Genomic DNA, 14,242 nt, shown 5'->3' with positions numbered 1-14,242 from the left:
GGTCAATATTGGTACGTGAGCGATATCCGCAGGCTGCGGCCCGGCTCGGTATACCAATCCACCGGGCGCGCTATTTGCATCGCGCCCGCGGTCGGCACGTTGATGGCCTCCCAGTATTTCTTGTCGAACAGGTTGTACACACCGGCCTGCAGCTGCAGGCCCTTGACCGCTTCCGGCCGCCAGTACCCCATCAGGTCCATCACGCCGTAGCCCGGCGCCTGGAAATCGGCGTTGGGCGCCTTGGCCGTCGGGTTCGGATACTCCACCTTATCGCGCTTGAGCGCGGCCGTCAGCATGGCGTCCACGCCCCAGGCGTCGCGGCCGTAGCCCAGGCCGACGATGGCCTTGAGCGGCGCGACCGAGTTCAGGTGCTGGCCGGTGCCTTCATCCTTGCCCACGGCCCAGGCCAGCGAGCCCCAGGTGCGCCAGCCGGTCGCGAATTTCCAGTGCGCGCTGGCCTCGGCGCCGTAGATGCGCACGCGGGCGCGATTGACGGTGCCGGTGACGCCCAGCGGATACTGGCCCGCCCAGGCCGGCTGCCACGTCGGCGAATTGGCGTCCAGCGGCACGCTGGTGTCGATGAAGTTCTGATAGCGGTTGTCGAAGAACGACAGCGCGCCGCCCAGGTCATCGGAGCCCAGCGTGGCGCCCAGTTCCCAGCCCTTGCTGGTTTCGGGTTTCAGGTCGGGATTGCCCACGCGCAGATAGGTGCCGGCGCCGCCGTAGTTGGTGTAGAGCTGGGACGGGCTGGGCGCCTTGAAGCCATAGGCGTATTGCGCGTACAGGCTGAGTTCGTCGGCCGCCTTCCAGCCGGCCAGCAGCTTGGGCGAGAAGCGGCCGGCGCTGTTGGCCGAGGGCAGCTTGCCGGCATTGGGATTGCTGGCGTAGCTGTCGGTGCTCTCGGGCTTCTGCTTGTAGTGGTCGTAGCGCAGCGCCGGCGTCAGCGTGTAGCGGCCGTCGGCGAAGCCGAATTCGTCCTGCACCCACATGGCCCACTGGCTGCCCTTGGATTGCGGCACGTCGGCCTGGTTGGTGTGCAGCATGTCGCAGGCGCGCGGGCCGAATGGCGCGGGCGTGCCGGGACGGATCACGGGGCAGTTGTCGTAGCCGCTGGATTGCTGCTCGGTTTTGTTGCCGTACCACTCGCCGCCCAGGGTCCACAACTGCGTCACCGCGCCGCCCAGGCGCTTGGTCGCCTCGGCGTTCACGCCGTACATGGTCTGGCGGATGCTGTTGTCGCGGCCATACGGGCCGCTGGGAAAGCCATAGCGGAACGGATCGCGGGGAATGATGAAGGCCCGCGGATCCACGCTGCGCACCGCCGTCTGACGGGTGTCCAGCGACACGCGCTGCCAATAGAGCGCGGCCGTGACGGTATCGAGCAGGCCGCCGTCGGACGGCGCCCTGTAGCTGTAGTCCAGCGACACGCGCTGGCGCTCGGTTTCCTTGCGCACGCTGTTCTCGCCGTACAGGTAGGACGTGCCCGCGCCCTGTTCGAACATATTGTCGAAATCCGCCGTGCGCTTGAAATACTCGCCGGTCACGCCGAAGCGATGGCCGCCGTCCATGCGCTGCTGCAGCTTGAGCAGGAAGCTGCGCTGGCTGTAGTCCTCGGGCGTGGGCTGGTTGCGGCGCGGGCCGTAGCCGCCCACGTCGCCGCGGTTGTCAACCGCGTGCCCGTTGCGCAGGCCCGCCTGCACCAGCCAGAAGGTGTTCTCGTGGATCTGGCCGGCCAGCGCCGCGTTGGCGCCCCAGCTGCTGTCGGTGGTGTCGTAGTCGGTCTTGGCCAGCGCGCCGAAGCGCTTGCCATCCTCCAGCAGGTCGGACGGATTGAGCGTGCGCAGGTCGGCGATGCCGGAGATCGCGCCCGAGCCGCCGCCGCTGCCGCTGGCGTCGGCGCCGCGCACGATGTCCAGGCGCGACAGGCTGTTGAAGTCCACCGACTCCAATCCGCCCTTCACGCCGCGCGCGCCATCGTCCAGCCAGGGCAGGCGGATGCCGTCCACGCGAGTCAGCACGCGGTCCTGGTCCAGGCCACGGATATTGATGCTGTTGGTCAGGCGATTGAAATTGACGCCCGGCTCGACGCGCCTGCCGAAGTCGCTCCAGTTGCGCACCTGCAACTCGTCCAGGCGCTTGCGGTCGGTGCTGCTTTGCCAGGCGGGCGCGGGGCGGCTGCCCTCGCCCTCGACGCGCACGGGATCCAGGTTCGTCACGCCGGCCTGCGGCACCAGCACGTAAACGCCGGCGCTGCGCTCGCGCGCGGCCAGGCCTGAGCCGGCCAGCAGGCGGGCGAAGCCCTCGGACACGGAGTAGGAACCGTTCAGGCCGCCGGTGCCGCGCGCGCCCAGCAAGGCGGCATCGAACAGCACGGTCACGCCGGCGGCGTCGGCGAAACGCGGCAGCGCCTCTGCCAGCGGCCCCGCCGGGATGCGGTAACTGGCCGCGCGGGCCTGGACCGCTTGCGCCTGCGCGGCGCCAGGCGCCAGCACCGCCGGCGCGGCCGACAGGGCCAGCGCCGCGCGCAAGGCCAGGGATAAACGGGTCGGGCGGCGCGGCGCGCCGTCGGCGGCCTGCGGACCGTCCGGGCGGCGAGAACGGCGGTTGAGGGTGTGGGTCATGATCGTCCTTTCGATCCAGCGGGTAGCGACTTGCGGGCATGCACAGGCATTCATCTGCCTCTACCCCCCATGACCCTCGAGCACGACGAATCGGACAACATGGCTCTCACTTTTTTGTAACAACGGCGATTCAGGCCGCCGCGATGCGCGGCCCGATCGTGACCCAGTAGGACGTGCGGTAACGCACGCTCACCGGCAGCGTGGCAGGCAGCGCCGCCAGCACCGCGTCGGTGTCGTGCAGCTGGAACGCGCCCGAAACGCGCAAAGGCGCCACGGCCGGATCGCAGCGCAGCAGGCCGGGCCGGTAGCGCCCCAGCTCGGCGGCGAAGGCGTCGAGCCGCATTTCACGGGCGTGCAACACGTTGCGCATCCAGTCGGCGGCATGGGGATCGGCGGGCGCGGCGTCGGATGGGCCCTGATCGTCCAGGCGCAGCTCGGCGCCCGCCGCCAGCGGCAGATACCGTCCCGCGCGCGCCGCCACGCGCAGCGCGCCCTCCTGCACGCTGACGCGGCAAAACCCGTCTTCCTGTCGCACGCAGTAGCGGCCGGCGCGCGCCTCGATGTCGCCGTAACGCGTGCGCACCACGAAGGGCCGCGCCTGCGCGCCCGACTCGTCACGCACATGCAGCGCGATCTCGCCGGCGCGCAGCCGCAGCAGCCGCGAGGCGGCGCTGAACGCCACGTCCACGGCGCTGGCCGTGTTCAGGTAAAGACGGGATCCGTCGCTGAGCGCCACTTCGCGCAGCTCGCCGGCGGCGCTGCGGTAGTCGGCGGTCCAATCCAGCGGATCGGCGCGCCACGCGGCCCAGGCCAGCGGACCGGTCGCCGAGGCCAGCGCCAGGGTCTTGAGCACGGCGCGGCGGCGCGGCGACGCGGGCCGGTTCAGCGCCGCCATGCCCAGCGTGGCCGGCACCAGGCCGAAGCGCTGGCTGACGCGCTGCGCGCGCTGCCAGGCATGTTCATGTTCGGCCTTGCTGGAGCGCCATTGCTCGCAGGCCAGCAGGTCCGACGGGCTGGCGCGGCCGGAGCCCAGCAGCATCATCCAGCGCGCCGCCTGCCGGGCGACGCTCCGTTCCACCTCGGGCAGCTCGCCCGTTCCGCCCGCCGGCGCGCTCATGCCACCGCCAGGATGCATTGCTCGTATCCGCGCGCGATGTAGCGGTGAACAGTGCGTGGCGAGACATCCAGGCGCGCGGCGATCTCGCCCTGGCTCAGGCCTTCGAGCTGCGCCAGCAGGAAGGCCTCGCGCACCGGACCCGGCAGACCCGACAGCATTTCGTCGATCTCGTGCAGCGCCTCCAGGATCAGCAGCCGCTGTTCCACCGACGGCGCCAGCGCCGGCGGCATGACCGCCAGCGCGTCCAGGTAGGCCTGCTCCAGCGCGCGGCGGCGGTGATGGTTCAGCATCAACCGCTTGGCGATGGCGGTCAGGTAGGCGCGCGGCTCGCGCAGCGCCTCGATTTCCTGCCGGTGCCGCAGCACCCGGATGAAGGTGTCCTGCGCCAGGTCGGCCGCATCGAAGCTGTTGCCCAGCTTGGCGCGCAGCCAGTTGTGCAGCCAGCCGTGGTGCCTGCTGTAGAGCGTGTGGACGGCGTCGCCGGTGAGGAGCGCGGAATTCGGCACGGCGGCTTCCCTGATATCGAGCTTTGAACAATCACAAATAGAAATCAATCTCATTCTAAGTGAAAAACCCTGATCCAGGTCAAGCCCGCCGCGCAATCGCCGGGGCGATATGATGGGACTCCGTCCCCACTTCCACTGTCCCAAGACCATGTCCTACGCCCTGCTGAAGCTTGTCCACCTCCTGGCCGTCATCCTCTGGGTTGGCGGCATGCTGTTCGCCCACTGTTTCCTGCGGCCGGCGGCCGCGCGGCTGGAGCCGCCGCAGCGCCTGAGCCTGATGGCGGCGGTGCTGGGTCCGTTCCTGAACGCGGTGCTGGCGGCCATCGTGCTGATCCTGGCGACCGGCGCGGCGATGATCGGGCAGGAAGCGGCGCAGGCCTCGCAAAGCGGCGGCGCCTTCTTCATGCCGCCCGCCTGGACGCTGATGGCGGCAGGCGGCATCGTCATGACGGCCATCTACGCCTACATCCGGCTGGTGCCCTTCAAGGGCCTGGCCGCCGCCGTGGCGGCCGCCGATTGGCCGGCGGGCGGGCGCAACATGGCCCTGATCCGCCGCTGGGTGGGCGTGAACCTGCTGCTGGGCCTGGCGGTCGTGGCGGCGGTTTTCCTGGCCTGACCCGGCGTCCGCGCCGGCACGGGGCGGGGCGGGCGCCGCCTGGCGCAGGCCCCCCCGCCCGCAGCTATCAGAACATCGGCGGCACCTATCGGAATTCTTTGGTTCGGCGCAATACGGCGTACATCCCGCCTTCTCACACTGGACGCGACTCTCGCGGGTCCCCAATCACAACGAGAAGGAAATCCCATGTTCAAATGCATCCTGCCCCTGGCCACGCTCGGCCTGTCCGTCCTTTGCGGCCCGGCCGCCCTCGCCGCCACGGCCGTCCAGGACAACAGCTCGCTGGAACAGCCCGGCTTTCGCGAACACAAGGCGACCTATGGCGTGGTCTACCGCCTGCCCCAGGAAGTCAACGCCGTGCTGGACGGCAAGATCAACGGCGCGCTCAAGTCGGACCTGCTCAAGCTGGGTCTGCAGACCGAGGCGGAAACGCCCAACATCCCACACGTGACGGTGGTCCACATCCACAGCGCCGATCCGACCACGCCCGCTCGCATGCTGGTCGCGCTGCCCAAGCCGCCCGCGCCGATTCCGGTCACGCTCAAGACTTTCTATCCGACCGAAGCCGCCAAGGGCGCCGGCCATCCATGGTGGCTGGACCTGGGCGTGGTCAAGAGCGGCGCCGGCTTCGAGGAACTGATGCGCTACAACACCGTGGTCACGGCGGCGCTGGCGCCGCTGCGCGATGGCCCGCTGCCGCGCGTCACCGGTCCGGTGTACGCCAAGATGGCCGACGCCGGCCGCGATCTGGTCCGCAGCGTGGGCGTGAGCGGCGTGAACGTCGTGCGGGACGGCCAGGAAGTGCGCGCGCACAACCCGCACACCACGCTGGTCTACAGCATGACTCTGTACGACGCGCGGCTGCAGGACGCCATGAAGCAGGAAGCCGACAAGTTCAACGCCATCCTGCCAGACGGCATCCAGACCACCTTCAAGGATGTCTCCATCGTCGAGATCGGTTTCGCCGGCAACGTGCTGCGCGAGATCTACCGCATCAGCCTGGAAGACGGCTCGGCGATCGACGTGGCCACCGGCAAGCCGGTCAAGCGCTAGGGCGCAAGCAATGCGCAATACTGCCATTTCGTGGCAGTATTGCGTGATTCCCGCCCCACCGTCTGTCCATGTCCCGCGCCGAACGCCTGCTCGACCTGCTGCAAACCCTGCGTCGCCACCGTCTGCCAGTCAGTGGTCACCGCCTGGCGTCGGAACTGGGCATCAGCCTGCGCACGCTGTACCGCGACATCGCCACGCTGCAGGCCCAGGGCGCGGAGATCGACGGCGAGCCGGGCATGGGCTATGTGCTCAAGCCCGGTTTCATGCTGCCGCCGCTGATGTTCAGCACCGAGGAAATCGAGGCGCTGGTGCTGGGCACGCGCTGGGTCGCGCAGCGCTCGGACGCGCGCCTGGGCCTGGCCGCCCGCAATGCGCTGGCCAAGATCGGCGCGGTGCTGCCGCCAGAAGTGCGCGATGAGCTGGACGCGATACCGCTGCTGATCGGCCCCAGCGCCGTCTGCGTGGTGGACCGGGTCGACCTGTCCCAGATCCGCCAGGCCATCCGCGCCGAGCAGAAAGTGGACATCACCTACCGCGACGACAAGGGCGCGGATTCGGTGCGCACCATCTGGCCCTTCGCGCTGGGCTTCTTCGACAGCGTGCGCATCGTCATGGCCTGGTGCGAGCTGCGCCAGGACTACCGCCATTTCCGCACCGACCGCATCGCCGCGCTGAGCGCCGGTCCGCGCTACCCGCGCCGGCGCCACGCGCTGCTCAAGGAATGGCGCGCTCTCAATCAGGCTCGGGAACAGCCCGAGGCCGAGGGATCGCGGCGGCCGAAGACTGCTGCCAAAAACTGACAGCATCCGCTCCTAAGCTTGCGCTACCGACCTCAAGGTCCCATCCGCCGCCAGGAGCGCATCATGTCCGACACGAACTTTCTCATCCTCTACGTCGAAAAACCCGAAGCCAGCGCGGCGTTCTACAGCGCGCTGCTGCAACGTCCGCCCGTCGAAAGCTCGCCCACCTTCGCGCTGTTCGCGCTGGACTCCGGCCTGATGCTGGGCCTGTGGTCGCGCTACACCGTGGAACCGGCCGCCGCCGGCCGGGGCGGCGCCACCGAACTGGCCTTCACCGTGCCGGACACCCAGGCCCTGGCCGACCGCTACCGCGACTGGAGCCTGCGCGGCCTGCCCATCCTGCAGGCGCCGATCGACATGGACTTCGGCCGCACCTTCGTGGCGCTGGACCCGGACGGCCATCGTCTGCGCGTCTTCGCGCCCAGGGAAGAACCGGCGGCCGAGCCCGACGCCATGGTCACGATCCCAGCATTCCAAGGAGCCTGAACCACAGATAGTCCAGCGGCACCAGCAGCGCGAACGACAGCAGCGCGGTGACCAGGCTCAAGGCCAGGCCGCTGCGCGCCGGCACCTGCCCCATGCCCATCGCCACCACGATGGGCGAGGCCTGGTACGGCATGACCACCGTGGCGTAGCCCGCCACCTGCGCCATCAACACCGCCATCAGCGAAAAACCCGAGGCCTGCGCCAGCGTCTCGGCCAGCGGCGTGTACAGCGCCGGCACGCCATTGGCGGTGACCACGAAGTTCAGCAACGCAGACAAGCCCACCAACGAGAAAAAGCTGCGCATCGGCGCGTCCGGCGACAGCGGCAACCAGGCCAGCAGCGCCTTGCCGATGATGCCCCCCAGCCCGCTGTCAGCCACCATCGCCGCCAGCCCCAGGATGCCCGCCACATAGATGGCGGTGCGAAAGTTCACTTCCTTGCCGAACTGGTCGCCGCTGACGAAGCCCACCTTGGGCAGCAGGCAGACGCAGGCCGACAGCAGCCCGATCCAGGCCGGCGACACGCCGTGCACACTGTCCGTCACCCAGCCCAGCAACGTCAGCGCCAGCAGCCAGCCCAGCCGTTTCTCGGCGGCCGACAGCGGCGCGGCGGCGGCGGCTTGCTCCGCGCGCCTGGGCGTGTCGCGGAACATCCAGGCGATGCAACAGGTCAGCAGCACGCCCTTCAGGATGCCCAGCACCGGCGCGTGCAGCCACAGATAGGGCAGATAGCCCAGCTGCAGCCCGTAGCTGCCCTCGATGCTGCCGGCCATGACCAGGTTCGGCACGTTGGCCGGCAGGATGGAGGTGGACAGCTGGAAGGTGCCGAAGCCCACCGCCAGCGCCAGCCCGATGCGGCCACGGCTGCCGGGCGCCAGGCCGATGCGGTCGGCATAAGCCAGCACGATGGGCATCAGCAGCGCGATGCGCCCCATGTTCGACGGCATGACGAAGGCCAGCAGATAGGTCAGCGTGACCACGCCGGCCGTCACGGTCAGGTAGCCCCCTGCCAGGCGGCGCGACAGCAGGCCGGCCATGCGGTCGGCCAGGCCGGTGTACTTCAGCGCCAGGCCCAGCACATAGCCGCTGAGCACCAGCCAGAACGCGGCCGAGGCGAAACCCGAGAACACCACCTCGCGCGGCGCCGCCGCCAGCGCCATGGCGCCGCCGAAGAACAGCAGCGCCGTGAGGTATTCCGGCAGGCGCGAAAAAGCCCATAGCGCGATCGTGATCGCCGTCAGGGCGGCGGGTAGAATCGGAAACCCGGAGACTAAGGCATGCATGGAACCACCGTGGCGAAAATAAGAATCGGCGCAGTGTACGGACCCTGTACGACGCTGAAAATGCGCGATTGGCGCAGGCTGCCTACACGGCTGGCGTAGGCTGACGCAACGGATACGCATGCGTTTCGACCTGACTGATCTGGCGCTCTTCCTGCACGTGGTGCAGGCCGGCAGCATCACGCACGGCGCCGCCCGCGCCAACCTGGCCCTGGCCGCCGCCAGCGCCCGCATCCGCAACCTGGAAGCCTCGCTGGGCGCGCCGCTGCTGGAACGCGGTCGCCACGGCGTCACGCCCACGCCGGCCGGCCAGAAACTGGCCTCGCACGCGCGCCTGATGCTGGCGCAGGCCGAGCGCCTGCGCGACGACCTGTCCGGCTACGCCGGCGAGTTCGGCGGCTCGGTGCGCATGCTGTCCAACACCAACGCGCTGACCGCCTTCCTGCCGGAGGCGCTGAGCGGCTTCCTGGCCGCGCATCCGCGCATCAACGTCGAACTGCAGGAGATGCTGAGCGATGAGATCGTCGAAGCCATCGCCGACGGCTCGGCCGACATCGGCATCGTCGCGGGCACGGTGGACACCGGCGCGCTGGAAACCCATCCCTACCGCTGCGACCGCTTCGTCCTGATCGTGCCGCGCGGACACGCGCTGGCCGGCCGCGCCCAGGTCGCCTTCGGCGAGGTGCTGGACGAGGATTTCGTCGGCCTGGACCGCAGCAGCGCGCTGCAGCGCTTCCTCGCGCGCCAGGCCCTGGTGGCGGGCAAGCCCATCAGGCTGCGCGTGCAGCTGCGCAGCTTCGACGCCATGTGCCGGCTGGTGCAGGCCGGCGTGGGCGTGGGCATCGTTCCTGAAAGCACGGCGCACGGCATGAGCCGGCTGCTGGACGTAGGCGCGGTGACGCTGTCCGACGCCTGGGCCACGCGCCAGCTGCTGATCTGCGTGCAGTCGCGCCAGGGCCTGAGCGCGCGCGCCTGCCGCCTGCTCGACCACTTGCTGGCGGACAGCGAGGGCGCGGCGGGCCAGGCCGCCGGCTAGCCCCGGACGAGGCCGTTACGAATACAGCTCCGTCATGAACTGCGAGGCCTTCAGGCCCGACCCCGTCAGCAGCACGACCGTGCGTTCGGTCTGCGCGATGGCGCCGCGCGCGGCCAGCATGTCGAGCGCGGCGGCGGCCGTCGCGCTGGTCGGCTCGGCATAGAGCCCCATCGCGGCCAGCTTGCGCACGGCGGCCACGATCGCATCCTCGGGCACCGCCACGGTCTGCCCGCCGCTGGCGCGCACGGCCTGCAGCATTTCGCGCAGGCGCAAGGGTTGGCGGATGGCCGTGCCCTCGGCCACCGTGGGTAGCACCGGGCGCTCGACCAGGGTGTCCGCGCCCGCCTGGAAGCTCGCGTCCACCGGCGAGCAATGCAGCGGCTGGGCCACGAACAGGCGCGGCAGCCGGCGGATCTGGCCGGCCGCCAGCAGCTCGGCGAAGCCGATGGCGCAGCCCAGCACATTGCTGCCGGCGCCTGCCGGAATCACCACGTTGTCCGGCGCCTCGAAGCCGAAGTCCTCCCACATTTCGTAGGCGATGGACTTGGTGCCCTGCAGGAAGAAGGGCTGCCAGTTATGGCTGGCGTAGTACAGCTCGCCTGATGCGCGGATGGCCGCGTCCTGCGAGGCTTCGCGCGGCCCGTCCACCAGCCGCACGTCGGCGCCGAAGGCGCGGATCTGCGCGATCTTGGCCGGCGAGGCATAGGCCGGCGCGAAGATGGTCACCGCCATGCCCGCCGCCGCGCCGAACGCCGCGATGGCCGCGCCGCCGTTGCCCGAGCTGTCCTCGCCGACAGCGCCGATGCCGATCTGGCGCAGCCAGGACAGCATCACCGCCGCGCCGCGATCCTTGAAGCTGCAGGTCGGGTTGAACCACTCCAGCTTGAAATGCGGGCGCAGAGCGCCCCAGGCGCGCTCGGCCATGGGCGTGCAGCCCTCGCCCATGGAGACCGGCGCGTCGATGACGCGCGGCAACGCGGCCCGGTAGCGCCACAGCGAACGCGCGCGCGTGTCGATGTCGTCGCGCGACATTCCGGCCAGCGGCGAGATCATCAGCGGCGTGCGCGCGTCGGAACACCAGCGCGGCTCGTCCAGCGCGTAGCGGGCGCCGGTCTGGGGATCGTAGTAATGCGGTTCGTTCATGGCGTGCGGCCGAGTAATGTCGATGGCCGCAGTCTAGGCGCGCCGGACCGTCTGGCGTTGCAATATCATGTTGCGATATCCGCAATCAAGGAGGCGCCATGGAACGTGGGCCGCTATGGGAACACCAGGTCTTTTGCGCCGTGGCCGAACGCCAGAGCTTCGTGTTGGCCGCCCGCGCGCTGGGCGCCTCGCCCAGCGCCGTAACACGGGCGGTGCAGGCGCTGGAGCGCCAGCTGGGCGCGCAACTGCTGACGCGCAGCAAGACCAGCGTGACGCTGACGCCGCAGGGCGAGCGCTATGTCGAGTCGGCGCGCGACATGCTGCGCCTGGAAGAAAGCGCGCGCGAAGCGCTGCGCGAGACGCAGCGCGGCGCCCAGGGCCGGCTGCGCTTTTCCGCGCCCGACCTGCTGGGCGTGGCGCTGCTGCCGGCCGTGCTGCGGCGCTATGCCGAGGACTACCCCGACGTGCGCATCGACATCAGCTATACCGACAAATGGGTGGATCCGATCGCCGAAGGACTGGACTTCGCCGTTCGCGGCGGCTTTCCCGCCTCCAGCGAGCTGCTGGGCGCGCGCCTGTGGCCCTATGAGCGACTGCTATGCGCCAGCCCGGACTACGTGGCGCGCATGGGACTGCCGCGCCAACCGGAAGACCTGGTGCGCCACCGCCTCATCATGCACACCGGCCCGCGCGTGCTCAAGGACTGGCACCTGCGCGGCGAGGGCAGCATCCAGCGCCTGCGCGCGGAGCCGGCCCTGCGCGTCAGCACTGGCAGCAGCCTGATGGCGCTGGCGCTGGCAGGCGCGGGCGTGGCGCGGCTGGCGGACTGGGCCGCGCTGCCGGAAATCGCACGCGGCACGCTGGTGCGCGTGTGTCCGGCCTATACCGTGACCTCGGCCCGGGGCGTGTCGCCCCAGGTCCACGCCGTGTACGCATCGCGCTCCTTGCCGGTCCGCGCCCGCGCCATGCTGGCCGCCTTGCGCCAGGCCGGCGCAGGCCTCATGGACGCTCCAGCCCCGCCCGCAACGCCGCCCGCTCGCCACGCTTCCTGAACAGCAGGTAATACAGCGCCGACAGCGCCAACAGGAAGGGCACGCCGAACACCAGCGTCATCTTGAACACCGACGTGAAGTAGGTGGTGAGCAGGATCGCCAGCATGGCCAGCGCCCCCAGCAGCGTCAGCGCCGGAAAGCCCGGCATGCGGAACGACAGCCGCGCCCCGCCCTCGCGCGCCCAGCGACGGCGGAAGAAATAGTGCGTGACGAAGATCATCATCCAGGTGAACAGCGCGCCGAACATGGAGATGGCCATCATCAGCGTGAACGAGGTCTCCGGATACAACACGTTCAGCACCGTGGCGATGGCGATGCCGCTGGTCGACAGCAGCAGCGCGTTCAGCGGCGTGCCGCCGCGCGTAAGCCGGCCCAGCGCGGCCGGCGCATGGCCGGCGCGCGACAGGCTGAACATCATGCGGGTGGTGATGTAGAGCTGGCTGTTCATGGCCGACAGCGCCGCCACCAGCACGATGAAATTGATCACGCCGGCCGCATAGGGAATGTCCACGGCCTGCATCACCTTGACGAAGGGACTGCCGCCCTTGCCGGCCTGGTCCCAGGGCACGATGGCCAGGATCAGCGCCAGCGTCAGCAGGTAGAACACCACCAGGCGCACGATGGTGGCGCGGAACGCCTGCTTCACGGCCCGCTCCGGATCCTCGGCCTCGCCGGCCGCCACCGCGATCATCTCCACGCTGAGGTAGCTGAAGATAGAGATCACCACCGCGACCCACATGCCCCAGACGCCGTTGGGAAAGAAGCCGCCATGCGCGGTGTACTGCGCCACGCCGTGCTCCGGGCTGCCCCAGACCACATAGGCGCCCAGCACGATGAAGGCGACGATGGCGCTGACCTTGATGGTCGAGAACCAGTATTCCACCGTGCCGAAGGCCTTCACGCTCATGGCGTTGATGAAGATCAGCGCGGCCGAAAACACGCAGACCCACTGCCAGCCGGGCACCGAGGGAAACCAGAACTTCATGTACTCGGCCACCGCGGTGACCTCGGTGCCGACCGCCAGCACCACGCAGGACCAGTAGGCATAGCGCACCAGGAAGCCGGCCAGCGGGCCGATGTAGTGTTCGGCATAGGCGCCGAAGGAGCCAGAGGTGGAATGCGCCACCGTCATCTCGGCCAGGCAGCCCATTAACAGCAGCGTGATCAGCCCGCCTATGGCGTAGCTGATCAGCACGCTGGGGCCGGCGAAGCCGATGGCGAACTTGCTGCCCAGGAAAAGGCCGGTGCCGATGGCCCCGCCGATGGCGATCATGCTCATCTGGCCGGAACTCAGGCGCCGCTTCAGGCCTTGCTCGCGTTCGGCGATGCGGCCGAATCCTTGCGGTTGCGACATGTCTTCCTCCTTGTGTTGTTGTGCGGGCGCGGCCCCTCTGCGGGGGCCTGCGTGGTCCGTGCCGGCGCCGTGCTCAGGTCACGGCGGCGCGATGCTTGAACTCGGGCTTGTCCCAGGCGCGGGTATCGAGCACATCCTTCAGGACCTCGACGGCGTCCCAGACATCGGCGTGGCCCAGGTACAGCGGCGTCAGGCCGAAGCGCAGCACCTCGGGCTCGCGGTAGTCGCCGATCACGCCGCGCGCGATCAGCGCCTGCATGACCTCGAAACCGTTCGGGTGGCGGAAGCTGACGTGGCTGCCGCGCAGCGCGTGCTCGCGCGGCGTGGCCAGCGTCAGCGGATGGCCGGCGCAGCGTTCCTCGACCAGCGCGATGAACAGGTCGCCCAGCGCCAGCGACTTCTTGCGGACTTCGTCGATGCCGGCGGCGTGGGCGATGTCCAGGCCGCACTCGACCAGTGACAGCGAGACGATGGGCTGCGTGCCGCACAGGTAGCGACGGATGCCGCCGGCTGGCTCGTAGGCCACGGTCATGTCGAACGGACGCTGATGGCCCCACCAGCCGGACAGCGGCTGCCAGAAATTGTCGATATGGCGCGGCGCCACCCAGATGAAGGCCGGCGCGCCGGGACCGCCATTGAGGTACTTGTAGGTGCAGCCCACGGCGAAGTCGGCCTTGGCGCCCTGCAGGTCCACCGGCACCGCGCCGGCGGCGTGCGCCAGGTCCCAGATCGTCAGCGCGCCGCGCTCGTGCGCCAGCGCCGTCACCGCGCGCATGTCGTGCATCTGGCCGCTGCGATAGTTGACGTGCGACAGCAGCACCACGGCCACGGAATCGTCCAGCGCCTGTTCCAGCGGCAGCTCGTCATCGATCAGGCGCATCTCGTAGCCCTGCTGCAGCAGGTCGATCAGGCCCTGGATCATGTACAGGTCGGTCGGGAAGTTGTCGCGCTCGGACAGGATCACCCGGCGGCCCGGCCTGGCCTGCTGCTGGATGCGCAGCGCGGCGGCCAGCGCCTTGAAGATGTTCAGCGAGGTGGTGTCGGTGATGACGACCTCGCCTTTGCCGGCGCCGATCAGGCCCGCCAGCTTGTCGCCCAGGCGGGCGGGCAGGTCGAACCAGCCGGCCGTGTTCCAGCTGCGGATGAGGCCCGCGCCCCATTCCTTGCCGATCACGTCGG

Annotated in this window: 13 protein-coding genes; 6 read left to right on the top strand and 7 right to left on the bottom strand. The window is 69.6% G+C overall.

Going from position 1 to position 14,242, the window contains the following annotated elements; translation table 11 throughout:
• Positions 1-2: 2 nt before the first annotated feature.
• From AC6LJ5_RS22700 to AC6LJ5_RS22690, 3 genes are all read right to left on the bottom strand, one after another.
• Positions 3-2,621 (bottom strand): TonB-dependent receptor, encoded by a 2,619-nt coding sequence (locus tag AC6LJ5_RS22700; protein ID WP_498141693.1) that lies wholly within the window; start codon positions 2,619-2,621, stop codon positions 3-5.
• Positions 2,622-2,751: 130 nt separating this feature from the next.
• Complete coding sequence (locus AC6LJ5_RS22695) at positions 2,752-3,756, bottom strand: FecR domain-containing protein (protein WP_103275953.1); 1,005 nt, start codon at positions 3,754-3,756, stop codon at positions 2,752-2,754.
• Positions 3,735-4,244: a sigma-70 family RNA polymerase sigma factor gene (locus AC6LJ5_RS22690; protein ID WP_392409093.1), complete on the bottom strand. Its 510-nt coding sequence runs from the start codon at positions 4,242-4,244 to the stop codon at positions 3,735-3,737. The genes AC6LJ5_RS22695 and AC6LJ5_RS22690 overlap by 22 nt, the downstream gene beginning before the upstream one ends.
• 148 nt (positions 4,245-4,392) lie before the next feature.
• Between AC6LJ5_RS22690 and AC6LJ5_RS22685 the strand changes: the two genes are divergently transcribed.
• The 4 genes from AC6LJ5_RS22685 to AC6LJ5_RS22670 all read left to right on the top strand — a co-directional run bounded on the left by AC6LJ5_RS22685 (position 4,393) and on the right by AC6LJ5_RS22670 (position 7,199).
• Positions 4,393-4,860, top strand: a complete 468-nt coding sequence (locus tag AC6LJ5_RS22685; protein WP_498141703.1) for a hypothetical protein — start codon at positions 4,393-4,395, stop codon at positions 4,858-4,860.
• 186 nt (positions 4,861-5,046) lie between these two features.
• Positions 5,047-5,913: a hypothetical protein gene (locus AC6LJ5_RS22680; RefSeq protein ID WP_498141692.1), complete on the top strand. Its 867-nt coding sequence runs from the start codon at positions 5,047-5,049 to the stop codon at positions 5,911-5,913.
• A 68-nt stretch (positions 5,914-5,981) separates the two neighbouring features.
• Positions 5,982-6,713, top strand: a complete 732-nt coding sequence (locus AC6LJ5_RS22675) for a helix-turn-helix transcriptional regulator (RefSeq protein ID WP_103275956.1) — start codon at positions 5,982-5,984, stop codon at positions 6,711-6,713.
• A 63-nt stretch (positions 6,714-6,776) separates the two neighbouring features.
• Positions 6,777-7,199, top strand: a complete 423-nt coding sequence (locus tag AC6LJ5_RS22670; protein WP_103275957.1) for a VOC family protein — start codon at positions 6,777-6,779, stop codon at positions 7,197-7,199.
• On the opposite strand, the gene AC6LJ5_RS22665 is transcribed toward AC6LJ5_RS22670, so the two are convergent.
• Positions 7,171-8,481 (bottom strand): SLC13 family permease, encoded by a 1,311-nt coding sequence (locus tag AC6LJ5_RS22665; RefSeq protein WP_498141691.1) that lies wholly within the window; start codon positions 8,479-8,481, stop codon positions 7,171-7,173. The two genes, AC6LJ5_RS22670 and AC6LJ5_RS22665, sit on opposite strands and share 29 nt — an antisense overlap.
• Positions 8,482-8,599: 118 nt before the next feature.
• On the opposite strand from AC6LJ5_RS22665, the gene AC6LJ5_RS22660 reads away from it, so the two are divergent.
• On the top strand, positions 8,600-9,514 hold the full coding sequence (locus AC6LJ5_RS22660) for a LysR substrate-binding domain-containing protein (RefSeq protein ID WP_498141690.1): 915 nt from the start codon (positions 8,600-8,602) through the stop codon (positions 9,512-9,514).
• 15 nt (positions 9,515-9,529) lie between these two features.
• Here AC6LJ5_RS22660 and AC6LJ5_RS22655 read toward each other — a convergent pair whose 3' ends face one another.
• Positions 9,530-10,657 (bottom strand): pyridoxal-phosphate dependent enzyme, encoded by a 1,128-nt coding sequence (locus AC6LJ5_RS22655; protein WP_498141689.1) that lies wholly within the window; start codon positions 10,655-10,657, stop codon positions 9,530-9,532.
• Between the two features lie 98 nt (positions 10,658-10,755).
• Between AC6LJ5_RS22655 and AC6LJ5_RS22650 the strand changes: the two genes are divergently transcribed.
• Complete coding sequence (locus AC6LJ5_RS22650) at positions 10,756-11,709, top strand: LysR family transcriptional regulator (RefSeq protein ID WP_498141688.1); 954 nt, start codon at positions 10,756-10,758, stop codon at positions 11,707-11,709.
• Here AC6LJ5_RS22650 and AC6LJ5_RS22645 read toward each other — a convergent pair.
• Both AC6LJ5_RS22645 and kynU read right to left on the bottom strand, forming a co-directional pair.
• The gene (locus tag AC6LJ5_RS22645; RefSeq protein ID WP_103275962.1) at positions 11,657-13,063 is read right to left on the bottom strand and encodes an amino acid permease; all 1,407 of its coding nucleotides are present in this window, start codon (positions 13,061-13,063) and stop codon (positions 11,657-11,659) included. The two genes, AC6LJ5_RS22650 and AC6LJ5_RS22645, sit on opposite strands and share 53 nt — an antisense overlap.
• A 73-nt stretch (positions 13,064-13,136) precedes the next feature.
• Positions 13,137-14,242: kynureninase (kynU, locus tag AC6LJ5_RS22640; protein ID WP_498141687.1), on the bottom strand; the 1,106-nt coding region annotated here is incomplete at its 5' end.

The sequence above is a fragment of the Achromobacter sp. 1011791174 genome, assembly GCF_059760925.1.
The sequence above is the reverse complement of the archived record's forward strand: the minus strand, read 5'-3'. Positions and strand labels throughout refer to the sequence as shown.

Bases quoted from the DNA above. Each gene is read 5' to 3' on its own strand.
- AC6LJ5_RS22665 (WP_498141691.1), bottom strand. From the start codon at position 8,481: ATGCATGCCTTAGTCTCCGGGTTTCCGATTCTACCCGCCGCCCTGACG.
- AC6LJ5_RS22655 (WP_498141689.1), bottom strand. From the start codon at position 10,657: ATGAACGAACCGCATTACTACGATCCCCAGACCGGCGCCCGCTACGCG.
- AC6LJ5_RS22695 (WP_103275953.1), bottom strand. From the start codon at position 3,756: ATGCATCCTGGCGGTGGCATGAGCGCGCCGGCGGGCGGAACGGGCGAG.
- AC6LJ5_RS22645 (WP_103275962.1), bottom strand. From the start codon at position 13,063: ATGTCGCAACCGCAAGGATTCGGCCGCATCGCCGAACGCGAGCAAGGC.
- AC6LJ5_RS22680 (WP_498141692.1), top strand. From the start codon at position 5,047: ATGTTCAAATGCATCCTGCCCCTGGCCACGCTCGGCCTGTCCGTCCTT.
- AC6LJ5_RS22675 (WP_103275956.1), top strand. From the start codon at position 5,982: ATGTCCCGCGCCGAACGCCTGCTCGACCTGCTGCAAACCCTGCGTCGC.
- AC6LJ5_RS22650 (WP_498141688.1), top strand. From the start codon at position 10,756: ATGGAACGTGGGCCGCTATGGGAACACCAGGTCTTTTGCGCCGTGGCC.
- AC6LJ5_RS22660 (WP_498141690.1), top strand. From the start codon at position 8,600: ATGCGTTTCGACCTGACTGATCTGGCGCTCTTCCTGCACGTGGTGCAG.
- AC6LJ5_RS22670 (WP_103275957.1), top strand. From the start codon at position 6,777: ATGTCCGACACGAACTTTCTCATCCTCTACGTCGAAAAACCCGAAGCC.
- AC6LJ5_RS22700 (WP_498141693.1), bottom strand. From the start codon at position 2,621: ATGACCCACACCCTCAACCGCCGTTCTCGCCGCCCGGACGGTCCGCAG.
- AC6LJ5_RS22685 (WP_498141703.1), top strand. From the start codon at position 4,393: ATGTCCTACGCCCTGCTGAAGCTTGTCCACCTCCTGGCCGTCATCCTC.